At 73.0% G+C, this 19759-nt stretch carries 17 protein-coding genes; 9 read left to right on the forward strand and 8 right to left on the reverse strand.

Going from position 1 to position 19759, the window contains the following annotated elements; genetic code table 11:
- Positions 1 to 75: 75 nt before the first annotated feature.
- From hutI to hutU, 4 genes are all read right to left on the reverse strand, one after another.
- The gene (gene hutI, locus ACFVT2_RS30790) at positions 76 to 1257 is read right to left on the reverse strand and encodes an imidazolonepropionase (protein WP_390023088.1); all 1182 of its coding nucleotides are present in this window, start codon (positions 1255 to 1257) and stop codon (positions 76 to 78) included.
- A gap of 68 nt (positions 1258 to 1325) precedes the next feature.
- The gene (locus ACFVT2_RS30795) at positions 1326 to 2654 is read right to left on the reverse strand and encodes a formimidoylglutamate deiminase (RefSeq protein ID WP_390023089.1); all 1329 of its coding nucleotides are present in this window, start codon (positions 2652 to 2654) and stop codon (positions 1326 to 1328) included.
- A gap of 17 nt (positions 2655 to 2671) precedes the next feature.
- A complete protein-coding gene (locus ACFVT2_RS30800; protein WP_390023155.1) occupies positions 2672 to 3889 on the reverse strand; it encodes an allantoate amidohydrolase in 1218 nt (405 codons plus the stop codon).
- Positions 3890 to 3906: 17 nt separating this feature from the next.
- Positions 3907 to 5571 carry a urocanate hydratase gene (gene hutU / locus ACFVT2_RS30805; RefSeq protein ID WP_390023091.1) on the reverse strand — a complete coding sequence of 555 codons (1665 nt, stop codon included), beginning with the start codon at positions 5569 to 5571 and terminating at the stop codon, positions 3907 to 3909.
- 237 nt (positions 5572 to 5808) lie between these two features.
- Between hutU and ACFVT2_RS30810 the strand changes: the two genes are divergently transcribed.
- The 5 genes from ACFVT2_RS30810 (at position 5809) to ACFVT2_RS30830 (ending at position 10361) form a co-directional block, all read left to right on the forward strand.
- Positions 5809 to 6300 (forward strand): hypothetical protein, encoded by a 492-nt coding sequence (locus ACFVT2_RS30810; protein ID WP_390023092.1) that lies wholly within the window; start codon positions 5809 to 5811, stop codon positions 6298 to 6300.
- Positions 6301 to 6325: 25 nt separating this feature from the next.
- Positions 6326 to 6670 carry a transcriptional regulator gene (locus ACFVT2_RS30815; RefSeq protein WP_390023094.1) on the forward strand — a complete coding sequence of 115 codons (345 nt, stop codon included), beginning with the start codon at positions 6326 to 6328 and terminating at the stop codon, positions 6668 to 6670.
- Complete coding sequence (locus ACFVT2_RS30820) at positions 6667 to 7650, forward strand: ABC transporter ATP-binding protein (protein ID WP_390023096.1); 984 nt, start codon at positions 6667 to 6669, stop codon at positions 7648 to 7650. Before ACFVT2_RS30815 ends, ACFVT2_RS30820 begins: the two co-directional genes overlap by 4 nt.
- An 11-nt stretch (positions 7651 to 7661) precedes the next feature.
- Positions 7662 to 8645 carry an ABC transporter permease gene (locus ACFVT2_RS30825; protein ID WP_390023097.1) on the forward strand — a complete coding sequence of 328 codons (984 nt, stop codon included), beginning with the start codon at positions 7662 to 7664 and terminating at the stop codon, positions 8643 to 8645.
- Between the two features lie 381 nt (positions 8646 to 9026).
- A complete protein-coding gene (locus tag ACFVT2_RS30830; RefSeq protein ID WP_390023098.1) occupies positions 9027 to 10361 on the forward strand; it encodes a diaminopimelate decarboxylase in 1335 nt (444 codons plus the stop codon).
- A 233-nt stretch (positions 10362 to 10594) separates the two neighbouring features.
- Here ACFVT2_RS30830 and ACFVT2_RS30835 read toward each other — a convergent pair whose 3' ends face one another.
- From ACFVT2_RS30835 to ACFVT2_RS30845, 3 genes are all read right to left on the reverse strand, one after another.
- Positions 10595 to 11521 carry a MurR/RpiR family transcriptional regulator gene (locus tag ACFVT2_RS30835; RefSeq protein ID WP_390023100.1) on the reverse strand — a complete coding sequence of 309 codons (927 nt, stop codon included), beginning with the start codon at positions 11519 to 11521 and terminating at the stop codon, positions 10595 to 10597.
- A gap of 195 nt (positions 11522 to 11716) precedes the next feature.
- The gene (locus ACFVT2_RS30840) at positions 11717 to 11944 is read right to left on the reverse strand and encodes a hypothetical protein (RefSeq protein ID WP_390023101.1); all 228 of its coding nucleotides are present in this window, start codon (positions 11942 to 11944) and stop codon (positions 11717 to 11719) included.
- Positions 11945 to 12097: 153 nt separating this feature from the next.
- A complete protein-coding gene (locus ACFVT2_RS30845; RefSeq protein ID WP_390023103.1) occupies positions 12098 to 13153 on the reverse strand; it encodes a sigma-70 family RNA polymerase sigma factor in 1056 nt (351 codons plus the stop codon).
- 192 nt (positions 13154 to 13345) lie between these two features.
- Here ACFVT2_RS30845 and ACFVT2_RS30850 point away from each other — a divergent pair, with 192 nt between their 5' ends.
- Together ACFVT2_RS30850 and ACFVT2_RS30855 are read left to right on the forward strand one after the other, a co-directional pair.
- Positions 13346 to 14758, forward strand: coding sequence for a purine-cytosine permease family protein (locus ACFVT2_RS30850; RefSeq protein WP_390023104.1), 1413 nt, complete (start codon positions 13346 to 13348; stop codon positions 14756 to 14758).
- 41 nt (positions 14759 to 14799) lie between these two features.
- Positions 14800 to 15204 (forward strand): hypothetical protein, encoded by a 405-nt coding sequence (locus ACFVT2_RS30855; RefSeq protein ID WP_390023105.1) that lies wholly within the window; start codon positions 14800 to 14802, stop codon positions 15202 to 15204.
- Between the two features lie 371 nt (positions 15205 to 15575).
- On the opposite strand, the gene ACFVT2_RS30860 is transcribed toward ACFVT2_RS30855, so the two are convergent.
- Positions 15576 to 16964 (reverse strand): cystathionine beta-synthase, encoded by a 1389-nt coding sequence (locus ACFVT2_RS30860; protein ID WP_390023106.1) that lies wholly within the window; start codon positions 16962 to 16964, stop codon positions 15576 to 15578.
- A gap of 227 nt (positions 16965 to 17191) precedes the next feature.
- On the opposite strand from ACFVT2_RS30860, the gene ACFVT2_RS30865 reads away from it, so the two are divergent.
- On the forward strand, positions 17192 to 18229 hold the full coding sequence (locus tag ACFVT2_RS30865; RefSeq protein WP_390023107.1) for an SGNH/GDSL hydrolase family protein: 1038 nt from the start codon (positions 17192 to 17194) through the stop codon (positions 18227 to 18229).
- 265 nt (positions 18230 to 18494) lie between these two features.
- A complete protein-coding gene (locus ACFVT2_RS30870; protein WP_390023109.1) occupies positions 18495 to 19715 on the forward strand; it encodes an acetyl-CoA C-acetyltransferase in 1221 nt (406 codons plus the stop codon).
- Positions 19716 to 19759 lie beyond the last annotated feature (44 nt).

Below are 19759 nucleotides of genomic sequence, written 5' to 3' on the forward strand. Positions count from 1 at the left end.
GTGCACAGAGGGCCCGCCCCGGAATCGTCCGGGACGGGCCCTCTGTGCGTCTGCCGGCGGTGTCGCCCGCCGCCCTCAGAGGCGAACGCCCTTGTGCCAGACGTCCGTCACCAGCGGCACGCCCGGACGGTAGGCGAGGTGGACGTGGGACGGGGCGTCCAGCAGGACCAGGTCGGCGCGGGCGCCGGGGCTGATCCGGCCGACGTCGTCCCGGCGCAGCGCCCGGGCGCCGCCCGCGGTCGCCGCCCACACCGCCTCGTCGGGCGTCATCCCCATGTCGCGGACGGCCAGTGCGATGCAGAACGGCATCGAACTGGTGAAGGACGAGCCGGGGTTGCAGTCGGTGGAGAGCGCCACGGTGGCGCCGGCGTCGAGCAGCGGGCGGGCGTCGGGCCACTGGGCGCGGGTGGAGAACTCGGCACCCGGGAGGAGCGTGGCGACGGTGTCGGACTGGGCCAGCGCGTCGATGTCGGCGTAGGTGAGGTGGGTGCAGTGGTCGGCGGAGGCGGCGCCGAGTTCGACGGCGAGCTGGACGCCGGGGCCGTGGCCGAGCTGGTTGGCGTGCACCCGGGGCACCAGGCCCTTGGCCTTGCCTGCGGTGAGGATGGCGCGCGCCTGGTCGCCGTCGAAGGCGCCGCGCTCGCAGAAGACGTCCACCCAGCGGGCGTGCGGGGCGCAGGCGTCCAGCATCGGGCCGGTGACCAGATCGACGTAGCCGGCCGGGTCGTCGGCGTAGTCGGGCGAGACGATGTGGGCGCCGAGGAAGGTGACCTCGTCGGTGTGCGCGGCGGCGATGCGCAGCGCGCGGGCCTCGTCCTCGACGGTGAGGCCGTAGCCGGACTTGGTCTCCTGGGTGGTGGTGCCCTGGCGCAGGCCCTCGGCCAGGTAGCGGGCGACGTTGGCGTGCAGTGCGTCGTCGCTGGCGGCGCGGGTGGCGGCGACGGTGGTGCGGATGCCGCCGGCGGAGTAAGGGCGGCCGGACATCCGGGCGTTGAACTCGGCCGTGCGGTCGCCGGCGAAGACCAGGTGGGAGTGGGAGTCGACGAAGCCGGGGAGGCCCGCCCGGCCCGCCGCGTCGACGGCGTTGTCGGTGGCGGGTGCTTTGCTTGAGGGACCGACCCAGGCGATGCGGTCGCCGTCGACGACGACCGCGGCGTCCTGGATCAGACCGAGGGGGCCTTCACCGAGGGAGGGGTCGTTGGTGACGAGCTGGGCGATGTGGGTGATGGCGGTGGTCGGCGCTGAGGTCGTCGTCATCGCGGGGGTGTTCTCCTTCGTCCGCGGGCGGCGGGGCCCGGGCGGAGTGGGGGTACCTGGGGTGGGGGTCAGCCGCGCACGGCGGCGATGGCGTCGGCGAGGGCGGTGGGCACGTCGGGCACGCGCGTGTGCGTCCCGTCGCGGACGATCTGCCGACCACCCACGACGGTGTGTCGCACATCCGCCGCGGTGGCGGCGAATACGGCCGTCTCGGCGCCCAGTCGCGGCAGCGGTCCGGCGGTGCGTACGGAGTCCAGCCGGATCGTGGTGAAGTCGGCGAGCGCCCCGGGTGCCAGGGTGCCGGCGTCGTCCCAGCCCAGGGCTGCGTGCCCGTCGGCGGTGGCGGCGCGGAGCAGGGCGGCGGCGGTCCAGTGGCCCCGGGTGCGGGTACGCAGGCGCTCGTTCAGCTCCATGGCGCGGGCCTCTTCGAGCAGGTCGATGACGGCGTGGCTGTCGCTGCCGAGGGAGAGCGGGCTGCCCTGCTCCTGGAGCGCCACGGCCGGTCCGATGCCGTCGGCGAGGTCCCGCTCGGTGGTCGGGCACATGCACACGCCGGTGGTGCTGCCGCCGAGCAGGGCGATGTCCTCGTCGGTGAGGTGGGTGGCGTGCACGGCCGTGGTGCGCGGGCCCAGCACCCCGTGGTCGGCCAGCAGTTGGGAGGGGGTGCGGCCGTGGGCCGCCCGGCAGGCGTCGTTCTCGGCGGTCTGCTCGGAGAGGTGGACGTGCAGCGGTGCCTGCCGCCGCCGGGCCCAGTCGGCGACGGTGCTCAGCTCCGCTGCGGGGACGGCGCGTACGGAGTGCACGGCGGCGCCGATCCGGGCGTGCTCGGTGCCCTTGAGTGCGTCGGCGCGCTCCGCCCAGGCGTCGGCGGTGCCGTCGGAGAAGCGCAGTTGGTGCCGGTTGGGCGGATCGCCGAAGCCGGCGGAGAGGTAGGCGGTGTCGAGGAGGGTGATCCGGATGCCGGCGTCGGCGGCGGCCACGATCAGCGCCTGCCCCATGGCGTTGGGGTCCTCGTAGCGGGTGCCGCCGGGCGCGTGGTGCAGGTAGTGGAATTCGCCGACGCAGGTGATGCCGGCCAGCGCCATCTCGGCGTAGGCGGCGCGGGCCAGCGCGTAGTAGCTCTCGGGGGTGAGGCGGTCCGCGATGCCGTACATCACCTCGCGCCAGGTCCAGAAGGTGCCGCTGCCGACCTGGACGGTGCCGCGCAGGGCGCGGTGGAAGGCGTGGCTGTGCGCGTTGGCGAGGCCCGGGAGGGTCAGCCCGTAGAGGGCCTCGGCGCCCGGCGGGGGTGCCGGGGTGCCGGGGCGGACGGCCGTGATCCGGCCGTCCGCCACCGTCACGGCCACGCCCGACTCGACGTGCGCGCCCAGCCAGGCGTGTTCGAGCCAGTACGTCATCGGTGTTGCCTGCGGCGTCAGCGGCACGCCAGCCCCTCCAGTACGTCGGCGAGTGCGGTGACCCCGGCCACGCAGTCGTCCTCGGTGGCCGCTTCGGCGGGCGAGTGCGAGACGCCGGTGGGGTTGCGGACGAACAGCATGGCCGTCGGAACGGTTGCGGACAAAATACCCGCGTCGTGTCCGGCGCCGGTGCCCAGGACCGGTACCGGCCGCTCGGCCCGCTTGCCGAGGAGCGCGCCCAGTTCGTCCCGCAGGGCGTGCTGGAACTCCACGACGGGGGTGAAGGACTCCCGGACGACGTCCAGGTCGACGCCGTCGCGGGCGGCCCGTTCGGCGGCGGCCCGTTCGATCCCGGTGATCACGGTGTCCAGGGTGTCCTGGCCGGCGGCGCGGGCGTCCAGCCAGCCGCGGACCAGCGACGGGATGGCGTTGACGCCGTTCGGCTCGACGCTGATCTTCCCGAAGGTGGCCAGGGCGCCGGCCAGCCGGGCCTGCTCGCGGGCGGCGAGCACGGTCGCGGCGTAGGAGAGCATCGGGTCGCGGCGGTCCTCCAGGCGGGTGGTGCCGGCGTGGTTGGCCTCGCCGCGGAAGTCGAACCGCCAGCGGCCGTGCGGCCAGATGGCCGAGGCGATGCCGACCGGGTCCTCGGACAGGTCCAGGGCACGGCCCTGCTCCACGTGGAGCTCGACGAACGCGCCGATGGTGGCGAGCCGTTCCGGGTCCGGGCCGATCGCCTCGGGGTCGTGGCCGGCGCGCTCCATGGCCTGCGGGAGGGTGACGCCGTCGGCGTCCCGCAGGCGGTGCGCGGCCTCGGTGGTCAGCGCGCCGGCGGACAGCCGGGAGCCGACGCAGGCCAGTCCGAAGCGGGCGCCCTCCTCGTCGCCGAAGTTGACGATCGCCAGCGGCTTGGTGAACTCCGCTCCTCGCTCGCGGAGTTCGTCGAGCGCGGCGAAGGAGGAGACCACGCCGAGTGGGCCGTCGAAGGCGCCGCCGTCCGGGACGGAGTCCAGGTGCGAGCCGGTGACGACGGCGTCGCCGGGGGCCACGTCCTGGTAGGTGGTGGCGCCGAGCCAGGCCCACTGGTTGCCGTTGCGGTCGAGTTCGTAGCCGAGCCCGCGGGCCTCGGCCTGGGCCCGGAACCACGCGCGGCAGTCGGTGTCCGCGCCGGTCCAGGCGAAGCGGCGGTAGCCCCCGGAGGAGGAGTCACGGCCGAGCGGCCGCAACTCCTCCCACATCTCGTGGAACGAGGAGGTCACTCGCCCTCGCCCTCGCGCATCGGGATGCGGACGCCCCGCTCGGCGGCCACCTCGTCGGCGCGCTCGTAGCCGGCGTCGACGTGGCGGATGACGCCCATGCCCGGGTCGTTGGTGAGCACCCGGCGGATCTTCTCGCCGGCCAGCGGGGTGCCGTCGGCGACCGTGACCTGGCCGGCGTGGATGGAGCGGCCCATGCCGACGCCGCCGCCGTGGTGCAGCGAGACCCAGGAGGCGCCGGAGGCGACGTTGACCATGGCGTTGAGCAGCGGCCAGTCGGCGATCGCGTCCGAGCCGTCCTTCATGGCTTCGGTCTCGCGGTAGGGGGAGGCGACGGAGCCGCAGTCGAGGTGGTCGCGGCCGATGGCCAGCGGTGCCTTCAGGGTGCCGTCGGCGACCATCTCGTTGAACCGCTCGCCGGCCTTGTCGCGTTCGCCGTAGCCGAGCCAGCAGATCCGGGCGGGCAGGCCCTGGAAGTGGACCCGCTCCCCCGCCAGCTTGATCCAGCGGGCCAGCGACTCGTTCTCGGGGAAGAGGTCGAGGATGGCGCGGTCGGTGGCCGCGATGTCGGCCGGGTCGCCGGAGAGCGCCGCCCAGCGGAACGGTCCCTTGCCCTCGGCGAAGAGCGGCCGGATGTAGGCGGGGACGAAGCCGGGGAAGGCGAACGCGCGCCCGTATCCGGCGAGTTGGGCCTCGCCGCGGATGGAGTTGCCGTAGTCGAAGACCTCGGCGCCGGCGTCCATGAAGCCGACCATGGCCTCGACGTGCCGGGCCATCGACTCGCGGGCCCGCTGGGTGAAGTCGGCGGGCTTCTCGGCCGCGTAGGCCGCCATGTCGGCGAAGTCGATGCCGACGGGAAGGTAGGCCAGCGGGTCGTGGGCGCTGGTCTGGTCGGTGACGATGTCGATCGGGGCGCCCTCGGCGAGCATCTGCGGAAGGAGTTCCGCGGCGTTGCCGAGCAGGCCGATGGAGAGCGGCTTGCGCTGGTCGCGGGCCTCGACGGCGAGTTGGAGGGCGTGCTGGAGGCTGTCCGCCTTCACGTCCAGGTAGCGGTGCTCGATGCGGCGCTCGATGGCGCGCGGGTCGCAGTCGATGCAGATCGCGACGCCGTCGTTCATGGTGACGGCGAGCGGCTGGGCGCCGCCCATGCCGCCGAGGCCGGCGGTGAGGGTGATGGTGCCGGCCAGCGTCCCGCCGAACTTCTTCGCCGCGACCGCCGCGAACGTCTCGTAGGTGCCCTGGAGGATGCCCTGCGTGCCGATGTAGATCCACGAACCGGCCGTCATCTGGCCGTACATGGTCAGACCGAGGGCCTCCAGGCGGCGGAACTCCTCCCAGTTGGCCCAGTCGCCGACGAGGTTGGAGTTGGCGATCAGCACCCGCGGCGCCCATTCGTGCGTCTGCATCACGCCGACCGGCTTACCGGACTGGACGAGCATCGTCTCGTCCTGCTTGAGCGTGGTCAGGGTGCGCACCATGGCGTCGAAGGAACGCCAGTCACGGGCGGCCTTGCCGGTGCCGCCGTAGACGACGAGCTGGTCCGGATGCTCGGCCACCTCCGGGTCGAGGTTGTTCTGCAGCATGCGCAGCGCGGCTTCCTGCTGCCATCCCCGTGCGCTCAGCTCCGTACCGCGCGGTGCTCGCACGGGTCGCGGTCCCGACATGGGCCGTGCCTCCCTGACTCTGAATGGATTGACCTATTCACAGTCTGGGGGCACTGAATACCGCTAGTCAACAGGGCGCGGCGAGCAGCTTTCCCCAACTCGCCCCATTCGACTTGCCCGACAGGAAAGCCAAGTGCTAACTTTCCGAGTGGGAAAGTTGTACGGGGCGCCGCCGGCGATCCCCGTACCGTCCGTCCGACACGGACCGTCCGACACGTCTACGGGGAGGCGAAGGACATGACGACATCAGTGGATGCCGAGAAGGCCTGGCAGGATCTCCAGCGCATCCGGGTCCCTCAGGAGCGGGTGTACGACGAGGTCGAGCGCTGCGCACACGGCGACCGACGGTCGACGTATGTGACCGCCGCCCTCATGTGGCTCTTCCTCGCCAGCGACGGACTCAAGCTCCCGCGGTGGGGCTCCTTCCTGCTCCTCGCCGTCTATATCGGCGCCCTGGTCGCCCTGGCGGTGGTCTACAGCCGCCGGACCCGCGTGCGGCTGCACCGCTCGCGGTACACCTGGCGCAGCGTCGCCACCTTCCTCGCGGGCGCGGTCCTCAGCGGCGGCACGATCATCCTCACCGGCTTCCTGACCGGGTGGCTGGCACTGCCCTACCCCCACCTCATCCAGGCCACCGTCTCCGCCGGCGCCTTCGTCCTGTTCGTCGGCCCGGCCAACCGGTGGGCGATCAGCCCGCTCCGGAACCGCGCAGCGGCGACCGCACCGTGAGAACCGTCCATGAGGAGGCAGACCGATGAGCACCCCCTCGGGCTTCGACGAACTGATCCATCCGTCCACCCGGCTGTCCGTGGTGGCCCTGCTGGCCGCCACGGAATGGGCCGACTTCCCGTTCATCCGCGACAGCCTCTCGCTCAGTGACTCCGCGCTCTCCAAACAGCTGCACACGCTGGAGGAGGCCGCATACCTGGAGATCCGCAAGGAGGGCGGCGGCCGCAAACGGCGCACCAAAGTGCGACTGACGGCCCGGGGCCGCACCGCCTTCGAGGGCCATGTCGCCGCCCTCCGCGCCATCGTCGAGGGCGCGGGCCCCACAGCGACCCGGCCTGCGCCCCAGCACCACGCGGAGGCGGGCCGATGACCACGACCGCACGCCCGGAGAGCACATCGATGACCACCACACCCACCGCCCCGACCGGCGCCGCGCCGGTCGTCGAGGCCCGCGGCCTCCAGATGTCGTACGGCAGCACCGCCGTCCTGCGCGGCGTCGACCTGGAGATCCGGCGCGGCGAGATCTTCGCCCTGCTCGGGCCCAACGGCGCCGGGAAGACCACCACCGTCGAGATCCTGGAGGGCTTCCGGCAGCGGTCCGCCGGCGAGGTGCGCGTCCTCGGGGCCGACCCGGCACGCGCCGACGACGTCTGGCGCGGCCGGATCGGGCTGGTCCTCCAGTCCTGGCGCGACCACCGCCGCTGGCAGGTCGCCGAGTTGCTGACGCACTTCGCGACGTACTACCCGGATCCGCGCGACCCGACCGAACTGCTCGACCTGGTCGGCCTCACCAGCCAGGCGCGGCAGCGCGTCGACCGGCTCTCCGGCGGCCAGCGCCGACGCCTCGACGTCGCACTCGCCATCGTCGGCCGCCCCGAACTCCTCTTCCTGGACGAGCCCACCACCGGCTTCGACCCCGAGGCGCGCCGCGCCTTCCACGACCTGGTCGAGCGCCTGGCCCGCACGGAGGGCGTCACGATCCTGCTGACCACCCACGACCTGGCCGAGGCCGAGCGGCTGGCCGACCGGATAGCGATGCTGGTCGACGGCCGGATCCGGGCCTGCGGCACCCCGGCCGAACTCGCCCGACGGGCCGCCGCACGGGCCGAGGTCCGCTGGACGGCGTCCGACGGCAGGCCGTGCCACGAGCGCACCGCGGACCCGTCCCGCCTGGTCTGGGAACTGCACCGCGAAGCGGCCGGACCGATCGCGGACCTGGAGGTGCGCCGCCCGACGCTGGAGGACACCTACCTGCACATGGTGCACCGGCAGGGCACGGACGACACGGACGACGAGGCACACCGCACCGGCTTCCCGGCCGGCGACGGCACGGGGGAGGCAGCAGCATGAGGGGGACCGAGATGACAGCGACGACGGACACCGGCCCGAGCGCGCCGGACCGGGACCGCGACACGGCGGCCGGGGGGCCGGGCACCACCGACCGGGGCATTACCGGCCAGGGCACCACCGGCCGGGGCGGGGCCCGTCCCGCGCGGCTCCGCGCCTGGCAGGCGGGGCTCCGGCGCGGCGGCATCGAGCTGCGCCACCTCCTGCGCAACCGCAAGGAGTTGAGCGGCTATCTGACCAACGTCGTGGTGGCCCTGCTGCTCGCCACCTTCATCAGCGACGACGTGCCCGGCACCCGGATCCCGATGGCACAGCTGACCCTCGCGGGCTTCGCCGCGTACCTGCTGTTCCAGATCGGCCTGATCAGCCTCCCGCAGATCCTGGTGACCGAGCGCGAGGAGGGCACCCTGCTGCGGCTGCGGACCACCCCCGGCGGCATACCGGCCTACCTGATCGCCAAGTCGCTGCTGATCGTGGTCATGGCACTGGGCACCCTGGTGGTCCTGCTGGGCGCCGGCGCCGTACTGGTCGACGGGCCGCTGCCGCACAGTCCGGTCGGCTGGGTGACGCTGCTGTGGGTCACCGCCCTCGGCCTGCTCGCCGTCGTACCGCTGGGCGCGGCGATCGGGGCGGTGCTGCCCAATCCGCGTGAGGCACTGGCAATGATCATGCTGCCCGCGATGGCCCTCCTGGTCACGTCGGGGGCGATGTTCCCGATATCCCGGATGCCGACGGTGGTTCAGAACATCGCCTCGGTCTTCCCGCTCCGGTGGATGGCGCAGGGCCTGCGCGCGGCCCTGCTGCCGGACGCCGCCCGCGCCGTGGAACCAGCCGGCTCCTGGCAGCTGCCGACGGTCGCCCTGGTCCTGGCCGCCTGGGCCGTCCTGGGCTTCCTCCTGGCGATACCGCTGCTGCGCCGCGCCGCCCGCCGCGAGTCCGGCTCCCGCCTGACCGCCCGCCAGAGCAAGGCACAGCTCAGCGGCGCCCGCCCGGCATAGGGCGCGACGGGGGGGAGGGCGGAGGCCGGAGCCGGGGGGGCTCCGGGCCCCGCCCCGGCCGACGGGAGCCCCGGGCAGGGCTCCCGCCGGCGCACGGCACGGGCGCGGTGCACGGCACGGGCTCGGCGCACTGCACGGGCGCAGCAGGCGACACGGGCGCGGCCCACGGCACAGGCTCGGCGGGCGTCCGGCGGGCAGCCAGCCGCGGGCAGCGGGCGCACGCTCGGTAACGCGACGCTCAGTAACGCGAAGCTCGGAAACGTCACGATCGGTAACGCCGCGATCGGGTGCACAAGATCAGCACAACATCAGCACCGGAAGGGCTCCGACCTTCCCCTTCGATCGTGGCGCGGGGCGCCCGTCGGATGATGAAGTTGAGTCATGACCTTCACGGACCGAGACCGTGCCGTTCAGGCAGCCATCGCTCAAGGGCTGGTCGGCACCGGCCAGCCCGTGGCCGGGCTGCTCGACGTCGCCGGGATCCGCCGGTCGGCGGCCGAACTCCGAGCCGCCTTCGCGGAGTTCACCGCCCCGGGCACCCAGGTGCTGCACGCGTTCGCGGTGAAGGCCGCCTCACTCGTGCCCGTACTGCGGCTGCTGGCACAGGAAGGCATCGGCTGTGAGGTGGCCAGCCCCGGCGAGCTGGCGCTTGCCCGGGCGGCCGGTGTCCCGGCCCGGCACACCGTCCTGGACTCCCCCACCAAGACCCTCGCCGAACTCCGTGAGGCACTGGCCCTCGGCATCGCCATCAACGTCGACAACCACGAGGAACTCTCCCGCATCGACCGGATGATGGCCTCGGCCCCGTCCACCGCGCCGATAGGGCTGCGGGTCAACCCGCAGATCGGCGGCGGCAGCATCGGCGCGATGAGCACCGCCACCGACACCTCCAAGTTCGGCATCCCGCTGCGCGACCCGGGCGCCCGCGAGTGGGTCGTCCGGGCCTGCCTGGACCGCCCGTGGCTGACCCGGCTGCACGCCCACGTCGGTTCCCAGGGCATGCCGCTGGAGCGGATGGCGGAGGGCGTCCGGGCGCTCTACGACCTCGCCGAGGAGGTCAACGAACAAGCCGGCGGTCCTCGCATCACCACCCTCGACATCGGCGGCGGCCTGCCGGTCAACTTCTCCTCGGACACCGTCACCCCGACCTACCGCGAGTACGCCGCGCTGCTCCGCTCGACCGTCCCGGGCCTGTTCTCCGGACGCTACGGCCTGGTCACCGAGTTCGGGCGGTCACTACTGGCCAAGCACGGCATGGTCGTGGCCCGCGTCGAGTACGCGAAGTGGGCCGGCGGCCGACCGATCGCCCTCACCCACGCCGGGGCCCAGGTCGCCACCCGCACGGTCTTCGCACCGTCGTCCTGGCCGATCCGGGTGGCGGCGTACGACTCCGCCGGCCGGCCGAAGACCGGGGCGCCGGTCCCGCAGGACATCGCTGGCCCGTGCTGCTTCGCCGGCGACCTGGTCGCCGAGAACCGGCCGCTGCCCCGTCTGGACTCCGGCGACCACGTCGCCCTCCTGGACACCGGCGCGTACTACTTCTCCACCCACTTCGCCTACAACTCGCTCCCCCGCCCCGGTGTTTACGGCTATGCGCCGGCCCCCGACGGCACCTACGCCTTCGCGACCGTCCGCACCCCGCAGACGCTGGACGAACTCACCGCGGAGAGCGGTGCCGAGCACGCCAACGACCTGCGGAAACTGGCACTGGGCTGAGGAGCGGAGAGCCGGGGCCCGGAACGAGAGCCGGGGCCCCAGAAACCGGCCCCGGAACCGGGGCCGGAACCGGGGCCGGAACCGGGAGCCGGGCCCCGGGAACGGTGAAACCCACAAGCCCCAGCGGCGAAACGCCCCACCCGCCGCCAAAGCAGCGCTCTTCCGCACCGCCCCCACCCGAAAAGCCCGCCTGAAGCGACGCTCTGCCGGATCCGCCCTCCCCCGGAGCGTCCTCACTCCACGAACAGCCCGCGCTCCGCCGCCTTGGCGTCGAACTCCTCCAGGCGGGCCTGGGCGTCCGGGAGGTCGTCGCACATCGCCTCCAGGAGGACGCGCCCCAGGAGCATCGGGGCGCAGGCGGTGTCGAAGGCCAGGCCGGTGCCGACCGGGGCCGGCAGGAGCAGGTCGGTGTGGTGGGCCACCGGGGCGAAGGCGCTGTCGGCGACGGTGACGACGGTGAGCCCGACGGTGCGGGCGTAGGCCAGGGCGTCGATGACCTCGCGGGGGTGCCGGGGCAGGGCGAAGCAGAGCAGGGCGCTGGCGCCGGCGTGGGCCGCGGCGTCGATCCGGTCGGTGAGCATGGTGCCGCCCTCGTCCAGCAGACGGACGTCGGGGTGGACCTTGCGCGCGAAGTACGCGAAACCGGCGGCCTGGGCGGTGGCGGCACGCAGCCCGAGCACCGGAAGGGGACGGGAGGCGGCGAGGAGGCGGCCGGCCTCGGTCACCGGGCCGGGGTCGGCGAGGGCGTCGGCGAGGTGGCGGAGGTTCTCGATCTCCGCCAGGACGGCCTGCTGGTACTCGTTGTCCGCTCCGGAGACGCCGGACTGCTCGGCGGGGGCGACGTCCCGCAGGTGGCGGCGGAGCGCCGGGTAGCCGTCGAAGCCGAGCGCGACGGCGAAGCGGGTCACGGACGGCTGGCTGACGCCGGCCAGCTCGGCCAGTTCGACGCTGGAGAGGAACGGCGCGTCGGCGGCCCGCCGCACCATGCAGTGGGCGATCCGCCGCTGGGTGGGCGTCAGCCGGTGCCCTTCGAAGAGCCGCTGGAGGCGGGCGGCGGTGCCGGTGGCGCCGCCCGCTGCCGTGCTCCCCGCCGCGCCCGTACCCGTGCCCCGTCGCTGCGTCCCGTTGGTACGGACGCCGTTGTCCCCGTCCCCGCTCATCGCCTCTTCTTCCCGGCCCGGTCCGGGGCCTTGATGTCGGTGCACCGACTGTACGGAATTCCTCGGCCGCGTCGGTCCCGGGTCCGGGCGGAGCGGGGCGTGGCGGCGTGCTCCGGCCATCCGACCGGCGCCCCGCCCGCCCGCCGGCGCCGTCTCCGGCTCAACCGCCCTGCTCGCCCGTCCTGCTCATCACCCTTACCCGGCGTCCCTTTTGTCACCCTGCGCGTCGCCCCGTTCACCGCCCTGCTCGTTGTCCCGCCCGTCGCCCCGTTCGTCGCCCCGTTCTTCGTCTCGTTCGTCGTCCGGGGTGTAGACGAGCGAGTGCACACCGGTGCTCAGGGTGCTGGACGAGGCGAGCCGGAGCGGAATCCGGTCGCCCTCCGGGAACAAGTGCTTGCCGCTGCCGACGATGATCGGGTGCACCAGCAGGTGGAGGGACGAGTTCCCCCGTCCCGGGCGGCCTCCCCGGCGTCATCCCGTAACCGCCCCGCACGCACCCGGAGCCACACCCGCACCCGTGCCCGCACCCGGACGTCCCGGACGTCCCGGACGTCCCGAACGCCCCGAACGCCCCGGCTACCCCTCGTACCGCAACGGCAGCCCGAACAGCGGGAAGAGTCGGTCGGTGTCGAGGAAGGCGTTGAGCCCGGTGATCCGGCCGTCGGTGATCTCGATGACCTGGAGGGCCCAGGGGACGCCGCCGGCGCGGTACTGCCCGAAGGCCGGCATCCCGTTCGCGGTCCGTGGCACCAGTCGCGAGCCCGCGCAGCCGCAGCCCGGTCCCAGCATCCATCCGACGACGTCCGCGCGGCCGTGCAGCCACAGCGCGTACGGCGGCATCGAGAGGGTGCAGTCCTCGTGCAGGACGGCGGTGAGCGCCGCCATGTCGAAGCGTTCGAAGGCGTCGACGTAGCGCTTGAGGAGGGCCTGTTGGGCGTCGTCCAGCGGCTTGGGCGGGGGCGCGGTCGGGGCGTCGCCGGAGGCGGCCAGGGTGGCCCGGGCGCGCTGGAGGGCGCTGTTGACGGAGGCGACCGAAGTGTCGAGCAGTTCCGCCACCTCGCTCGCCGACCAGCTGAGCACCTCCCGCAGGATCAGCACCGCCCGCTGCCGGGGGGCCAGCCGCTGGAGCGCGGAGACGAACGCCAGCCGGACCGATTCCCGGGCGACCGCGGTGTCCGCCGGATCGCCGGCCCGGGCCAACACCCGTTCGTCGGGGACCGGTCCGATCCACGTCGTCTCGGGCAGGCCGGTCCCGATCGGGGAGTCGACGCTCGACGGGGACGCGAGGTCCATCGGCCGGGCGCGGCGGCTGCTGCCCTTGAGGAGGTCCAGGCAGACGTTGGTGGCGATGCGGTAGAGCCAGGAGCGCAGGGAGGCCCGGCCCTCGAAGCGGTGGTAGCCGCGCCAGGCCCGGACCATGGCCTCCTGGACGGCGTCCTCGGCCTCGAATACGGAGCCGAGCATCCGGTAGCAGTAGCCGGTCAGTTCGGTGCGGTACGCCTCCAGCCGGTCGGCGACGTCGCCCGGTTCCGGCGGCCTTCGGTCGGTGTCGTCGGGTGCCGGCTGCCCCGGGCTCGGTGTCGGGCCCGGGCCGGCCGGACCGTGTCCCGCACTGGTGGTGGACTGCTTCATGAGACCCGCCATTCCCCGTCTGCCGACGTCCGGCCTGCGTGCCCAGACGGTACCGGAGCGCCGGGCACCGGTCTGCTCCGTGCGCCGGGCCCCCGCGAGCGGGCGAATCGCCGCCCACCTATTGACCTTCCATTCATCGACCCTGATCCTGCATGAATCCATACACGCAGCGCGGCGGAAGAGGCGGCACCCATGGCAGGCGTGATCGAGCAGCGCTCCATCGACGTCGTCCCGGACGACGAACGGCACGGCAGCGCGGTCAACCAGTTCACCCTCTGGCTCGGCGCCAACCTCCAGATCACCGCCGTCGTCACCGGCGCGCTGGCCGTGGTCTTCGGGTCCAACGCCTTCTGGGCGCTGATCGGGCTGCTGCTGGGCAACCTCGCGGGCGGGGCGGTGATGGCGCTGCACTCCGCGCAGGGCCCGCGGCTGGGCCTGCCGCAGATGATCACCTCGCGGGCGCAGTTCGGGGTGCGCGGGGCGGTGGTGCCGCTGGCGCTGGTCATCGTGATGTACATCGGCTTCTTCGCCAGCGGCAGCGTGCTCGCCGGGCAGGCGGTGGGCGAGCTGACGCACCTCGGCGGGACGGTCGGGATCGTGCTCTTCGCCGCGGTCACCGCGCTGGCCGCAGCCGTCGGCTACCGCCTCATCCACCTGCTCGGCAAGGTCGCCGGCCTGGTCTGCGCGCTGGCCTTCGTCTACCTCGGCATCCGGCTGCTGGAGCGCGTCGACCTCGCCGCGCTGCTGCACGACCGCGGCTTCGGGCTGCCGGTGTTCCTGCTCGCGGTCTCGCTCTCGGCGTCCTGGCAGCTGGCGTTCGGCCCGTACGTGGCGGACTACTCCCGTTATCTGCCGCGCCACACCTCGACCCGGGCGACCTTCTGGTGGACGCTGGGCGGGTCCGTGCTGGGCGCGCAGTGGTCGATGACCTTCGGGGCGCTGGCGGCGGCCGCGGCCCCGGGCGCGTTCGTCGGCCACGAGGTCGGCTACCTCGTCGGGCTGGGCGGCACGGGACTGATCGCCTCGTGCCTCTACTTCGTCATCGCCCTCGGCAAGCTCACGATCAACATCCTCAACACCTACGGCGGCTTCATGTCGCTGGTCACCAGCGTCAGCGGCTTCCGCGGGCAACGGACCCTCTCGGCGCGCGGCCGGTCCGCGTACATCGCCGGGATCATGGTGGCCGGCACCGCCGTCGCCCTCCTGGGCAAGGACTCCTTCCTCACCTCTTTCAAGGACTTCCTGCTCTTCCTGCTGACGTTCTTCACTCCCTGGTCGGCGATCAACCTGGTCGACTACTACCTGATCTCCAAGGAGCGCTACGACATCCCGGCGCTCACCGACCCCGGCGGCCGGTACGGCGCCTGGAACGTGCGCGCACTGACCGTGTACGTCGTCGGCGTACTGGCCCAACTCCCGTTCCTGGCCACGCACTTCTACACCGGGCCACTGGTCGCCCCGCTCGGCGGCGCCGACGTCTCCTGGCTGATCGGCCTGGCGGTGCCCGCCGTCCTCTACTGGATCGCCGCCCGCAACGACACCGCGCGGCTGGCGGAACCGGAGCCCGGGGAGGGGAGCCGGACCCCCGTCGGGTTGGGGGGCTAGCCCCAGCGCACCGCCGCCCGCCCGGCCGTACTCTCGGCACTATGGCGACACGCGACCCTGAGCTGAAGAAAGAACTCGACGCGACCCTCCAGACGCGCAAGGAACTGGGGTCGGAGTACGAGTCGGAGCTGGTGGAGTCCTTCCTGGAGAAGCTCGACAAGGACGTCGACCGGCGGGTGCGCCGGCAGCTGGCCGAGCAGCAGATGCAGGTGGCGCGCGGGGCGCAGCCGCCGCGCCGGACGAACGTCAACAGCGAGTTCTGGGAGCGGTTCACGTTCGCCGTGGTCTCGCTGGTGCTGGCCATCCCCCTGTCCGCGATCGCGGTGGTCAACGCCGGGCTGGTCGGCCTGGCGGTGTGCTGGGCCGGCATCGTCGGCGTCAACGCCGTGCACGGCCTGGGGCCGCGAACCCCGCGGTCGGTGCGGCGCGACGAGGACTGGGACTGACCCGGCCGGAAGACCGGGACCACGGCCGGAAGCCGGAAGTCGGAAGTCGGAAGACCGGGACCTCTACGGGAAGGCCGGAAGCCGGAAGAAGAAGTAGTGCGGGGACCGCCGCACCCCGGCCGGAGCCGGGGGCGGGACGACGGCGGTCCCCGCGCGGGACGCGATCCGGGTCAGGGCCGGTCATCGCATCCTGGCGATCATGGAGGTCCGGGAGCCGCTCCGGAGGTCCGTATCGCCTGCACAACCCAATGTGCCGGAAAAGTGTTAAGCCCGTGCTGCGCGCACGTGACGCATACGTACACCTTGCGGCGACGGGCCTTTTCCTGACGGACACTTGACACCGCGTCGGGCGCGGCGCCGGGCGGCGACGGCTACTTGGCGACCGCCCGCGCCAGGTACGCCAGCAGGTCCTGCCGGCTCACCACGCCCTTGGGCTTGCCCTCGACGAGGACGATCGCCGCATCGGCGTTCTCCAGCACCGCCATCAGGTCGGAGACCGGCTCGCCCGAGCCGACCTGCGGCAGCGGCGAGCACATGTGCTTCTCCAGCGGGTCGGACAGTGCGGCGCGCTGGGTGAACAGCGCGTCCAGCAGCTCCCGTTCGACGACCGAGCCGACGACCTCGGCGGCCATCACGTCGGGGTGCCCGGCGCCCGGCTTGACGATCGGCATCTGCGAGACGCCGTACTCGCGCAGCACCTCGATCGCCTCGCCGACGGTCTCCTCCGGGTGCATGTGCACGAGGGACGGCATCGCGCCCTCCTTGTACTGGAGCACCTCGCCGACCCGGGCCGCGGTGCCGCTCTCCTCCAGGAAGCCGTAGTCGGCCATCCACTCGTCGTTGAAGATCTTGGAGAGGTAGCCGCGCCCGCTGTCCGGGAGCAGGATGACGACCACGTCGTCCGGGCCGAGCCGCTCGGCGACCCGCAGACCGGCCACCACGGCCATTCCGCAGGAGCCGCCGACCAGCAGGCCCTCCTCCTTGGCCAGCCGCCGGGTCATCTGGAAGGCGTCCTTGTCCGAGACCGCCACGATCTCGTCCGCGACCGTGCGGTCGTAGGCGGTCGGCCAGAAGTCCTCGCCGACGCCCTCGATCAGGTACGGCCGGCCGGAGCCACCGCTGTAGACGGAGCCCTCCGGGTCGGCGCCGACGACCTTGACCTTGCCGTCACTGACGTCCTTCAGATAGCGGCCGGTGCCGCTGATGGTGCCGCCGGTGCCGACGCCCGCCACGAAGTGGGTGATCCGCCCGTCGGTCTGCTCCCACAGCTCAGGACCTGTGGTCTCGTAGTGCGAGCGCGGATTGTTGGGGTTGCTGTACTGGTCGGGCTTCCAGGCACCGGGCGTCTCACGCACCAGACGGTCGGAGACGTTGTAGTACGAGTCCGGGTGCTCGGGATCGACTGCCGTCGGGCAGACCACCACCTCCGCGCCGTACGCCCGCAGCACATTGATCTTGTCCGTCGACACCTTGTCGGGGCAGACGAAGATGCACTTGTAGCCCTTCTGCTGGGCCACGATCGCCAGCCCCACACCCGTGTTGCCGGACGTCGGCTCCACGATGGTGCCGCCCGGCTGCAACTCGCCCGACTCCTCGGCGGCCTCGATCATCCGCACCGCGATCCGGTCCTTGACCGAACCTCCGGGGTTGAAGTACTCGACCTTCACCAGGACGGTTGCCTGGATCCCTTGAGTGACGTTGTTGAGCCGCACGAGCGGGGTGTTGCCGACAAGCTCAATCATCGAATCGTAAAACTGCACGGTGGTCTCCGCGGTCGGGGGCACGCTCTCCTGCGCCCGTACCGCCAGCCTATTGCCCTGGTGGACCAAGGGCCCGCGGGTTCGTTCGGAGGGCTCCATCGGAGGTCCGGTGCGTTGCGCCGCCGCCGGAACGGGCATTTACCCAGTGAAGGAGTTGTTGGCGTTTCACGAGCGCGTCCGGCCGGCGGGCCGCGGCGCGCCCGCGCTGCACGGGGAGGTGCCGGCCGATGGTGACGACGGTGACGACGGGGTCCAGGGCGAGGGTGGCACGGCGGATCGCGACCGCGGCCGCGTTCGGCGGCGGCGGGATCGGGCTGCTGGGCGTGGCCACCGTGGGGCTGCTGCTGACCGAGGTCCGGCTGGCCCGCCGCACGGTCGGCGGCTCCAGCGACATCCCACCGTGCGCCGACGGCCGCTACGGCACAGCGTTCGAGGCGTTCGGCCACCGCACCGACCGGCCCCCGCTGCGGCTCGGCTTCCTCGGCGACTCCACCGCGGCCGGCCAGGGCGTCCACCGCCCCTCGCAGACGCCCGGTGCGCTGCTCGCCTCCGGCCTGGCCGCGCTCGCCGAACTCCCCGTCGACTTCCGCAACGTGGCGCTGCCCGGCGCCCGGTCCGACGACCTGCCCCGCCAGGTGGAGCTGCTGCTCGCGGACGGCGCGGAGACCCCCGACCTCTGCGTCGTCATGATCGGCGCCAACGACGTCACCCGCCGGCTGCCGCCCGCCGAGTCGGTGCGGCACCTGTCCGAGGCGGTGCGGGCGCTGCGCGCGGCGGGCTGCGAGGTGATCGTCGGCACCTGCCCCGACCTGGGCACCATCGAGCCGGTCTACCAGCCGCTGCGGTGGGTGGCCCGCCGGCTGTCCCGGCAGCTGGCGGCCGCCCAGACCATCGGCGTGGTCGAGAACGGGGGCCGGACGGTCTCGCTGGGCGCGCTGCTCGGCCCGGAGTTCGAGGCCCGCCCCCGGGAGCTGTTCGGTCCGGACAACTACCACCCCTCGGCCGAGGGGTACGCCACCGCTGCGATGGCCGTGTTCCCGACACTGTGCGCGGCGCTCGGGCTGTGGCCCGAGGAGGAACGGCCGGAGCCCGCCCGGCGCGAGGGCATCCTCCCCGTCGAGCAGGCCGCGGCCCGGGCCGCCTCCGAGGGCGGCACGGAGGTCACCGCCTCCCGCGCCCCCTGGGCCCTGCTCAAGCACCGTCGGCGCCGTCAGCTGCCGGCACCGGAGGAGGGCACCGCGGACCGGCCGTCGATCACGGGGTAGCAGCGCGCGCCGGTGCACGTCACGGGCGCGGACCGCCCCTTGCCGAGCCTCCCTGCGGAAATACGGGAATAGCCGCCCCACCTCCCCCGTTTCCATAAGCGCCCGCTTAGAAAAGAGGCCCGCATCACAGCGCACACCCCGTGACCTCTTGCACTACGTGCAGGTAACTTCCCAGACGGTCCGCCCTGTTCTGCCGCCCACCGCCCGGCCGCCATCACGCGGGCGGGGCACCGGACGCCGCACCCACTCACCCCTTGGAGCCGTGATGCCCGAAGCCGTGATCGTCTCAGCCGCCCGCTCCCCGATCGGCCGCGCCTTCAAGGGCTCCCTCAAGGACCTGCGCCCCGACGACCTCACCGCGACGATCATCCAGGCCGCCCTCGCCAAGGTGCCCGAGCTGGACCCGACCGACATCGACGACCTGATGCTCGGCTGCGGTCTGCCCGGCGGCGAGCAGGGCCACAACCTCGGCCGCATCGTGGCCGTCCAGATGGGGATGGACCACCTGCCGGGCTGCACCGTCACCCGTTACTGTTCCTCCTCGCTCCAGACGAGCCGGATGGCGCTGCACGCCATCAAGGCCGGCGAGGGCGACGTCTTCATCTCGGCGGGCGTCGAGACGGTCTCGCGCAGCGTCAAGGGCAGCTCCGACGGCCTGCCCGACACCCACAACCCGCTCTTCGCGGACGCCGAGGCGCGCACCGCCGCCCGTGCCGAGCAGGAGGGCGCGGACTGGCACGACCCGCGCGAGGACGGCCTGGTCCCGGACGCGTACATCGCGATGGGCCAGACCGCGGAGAACCTCGCCCGCCTCAAGGGCGTCACCCGCCAGGACATGGACGAGTTCGGCGTCCGGTCCCAGAACCTCGCCGAGCAGGCGATCAAGAACGGTTTCTGGGAGCGCGAGATCACCCCGGTCGAGCTGCCCGACGGCACGGTCGTCTCCAAGGACGACGGCCCGCGCGCCGGCGTGACCCTGGAGGGCGTGCAGGGCCTGAAGCCGGTCTTCCGTCCCGACGGCCTGGTCACCGCCGCCAACTGCTGCCCGCTCAACGACGGCGCCGCCGCGCTCGTGATCATGTCCGACACCAAGGCCCGTGAGCTGGGCCTGACCCCGCTGGCCCGGATCGTCTCCACCGGCGTCTCCGGCCTGTCCCCCGAGATCATGGGGTACGGCCCGGTGGAGGCCAGCAAGCAGGCCCTGCGGCGCGCCGGTCTGTCGGTCTCCGACATCGACCTGGTGGAGATCAACGAGGCGTTCGCCGCCCAGGTGATCCCCTCCTACCGCGACCTGGGCATCGACCTGGACCGGCTGAACGTCAACGGCGGCGCGATCGCCGTCGGCCACCCCTTCGGCATGACCGGCGCCCGGATCACCACCACCCTGATCAACTCCCTCCAGTGGCACGACAAGCAGTTCGGCCTGGAAACCATGTGCGTCGGCGGCGGCCAGGGCATGGCGATGGTCATCGAGCGGCTGAGCTGAGCAGCCGGCACGCGCGGCCGGGCCGGGTCGACGCGGGCCCACCC

Source organism: Streptomyces sp. NPDC058000 (assembly GCF_042886435.1).
In the GTDB taxonomy this organism is placed as follows: domain Bacteria; phylum Actinomycetota; class Actinomycetes; order Streptomycetales; family Streptomycetaceae; genus Streptomyces.

Coding starts and splice junctions, on each gene's coding strand:
- hutI (WP_390023088.1), bottom strand. CDS start 1,257: ATGACGACGACCTCAGCGCCGACCACCGCCATCACCCACATCGCCCAG.
- ACFVT2_RS30795 (WP_390023089.1), bottom strand. CDS start 2,654: ATGACGTACTGGCTCGAACACGCCTGGCTGGGCGCGCACGTCGAGTCG.
- ACFVT2_RS30800 (WP_390023155.1), bottom strand. CDS start 3,889: ATGTGGGAGGAGTTGCGGCCGCTCGGCCGTGACTCCTCCTCCGGGGGC.
- hutU (WP_390023091.1), bottom strand. CDS start 5,571: ATGTCGGGACCGCGACCCGTGCGAGCACCGCGCGGTACGGAGCTGAGC.
- ACFVT2_RS30810 (WP_390023092.1), top strand. CDS start 5,809: ATGACGACATCAGTGGATGCCGAGAAGGCCTGGCAGGATCTCCAGCGC.
- ACFVT2_RS30815 (WP_390023094.1), top strand. CDS start 6,326: ATGAGCACCCCCTCGGGCTTCGACGAACTGATCCATCCGTCCACCCGG.
- ACFVT2_RS30820 (WP_390023096.1), top strand. CDS start 6,667: ATGACCACGACCGCACGCCCGGAGAGCACATCGATGACCACCACACCC.
- ACFVT2_RS30825 (WP_390023097.1), top strand. CDS start 7,662: ATGACAGCGACGACGGACACCGGCCCGAGCGCGCCGGACCGGGACCGC.
- ACFVT2_RS30830 (WP_390023098.1), top strand. CDS start 9,027: ATGACCTTCACGGACCGAGACCGTGCCGTTCAGGCAGCCATCGCTCAA.
- ACFVT2_RS30835 (WP_390023100.1), bottom strand. CDS start 11,521: ATGAGCGGGGACGGGGACAACGGCGTCCGTACCAACGGGACGCAGCGA.
- ACFVT2_RS30845 (WP_390023103.1), bottom strand. CDS start 13,153: ATGAAGCAGTCCACCACCAGTGCGGGACACGGTCCGGCCGGCCCGGGC.
- ACFVT2_RS30850 (WP_390023104.1), top strand. CDS start 13,346: ATGGCAGGCGTGATCGAGCAGCGCTCCATCGACGTCGTCCCGGACGAC.
- ACFVT2_RS30855 (WP_390023105.1), top strand. CDS start 14,800: ATGGCGACACGCGACCCTGAGCTGAAGAAAGAACTCGACGCGACCCTC.
- ACFVT2_RS30865 (WP_390023107.1), top strand. CDS start 17,192: ATGGTGACGACGGTGACGACGGGGTCCAGGGCGAGGGTGGCACGGCGG.
- ACFVT2_RS30870 (WP_390023109.1), top strand. CDS start 18,495: ATGCCCGAAGCCGTGATCGTCTCAGCCGCCCGCTCCCCGATCGGCCGC.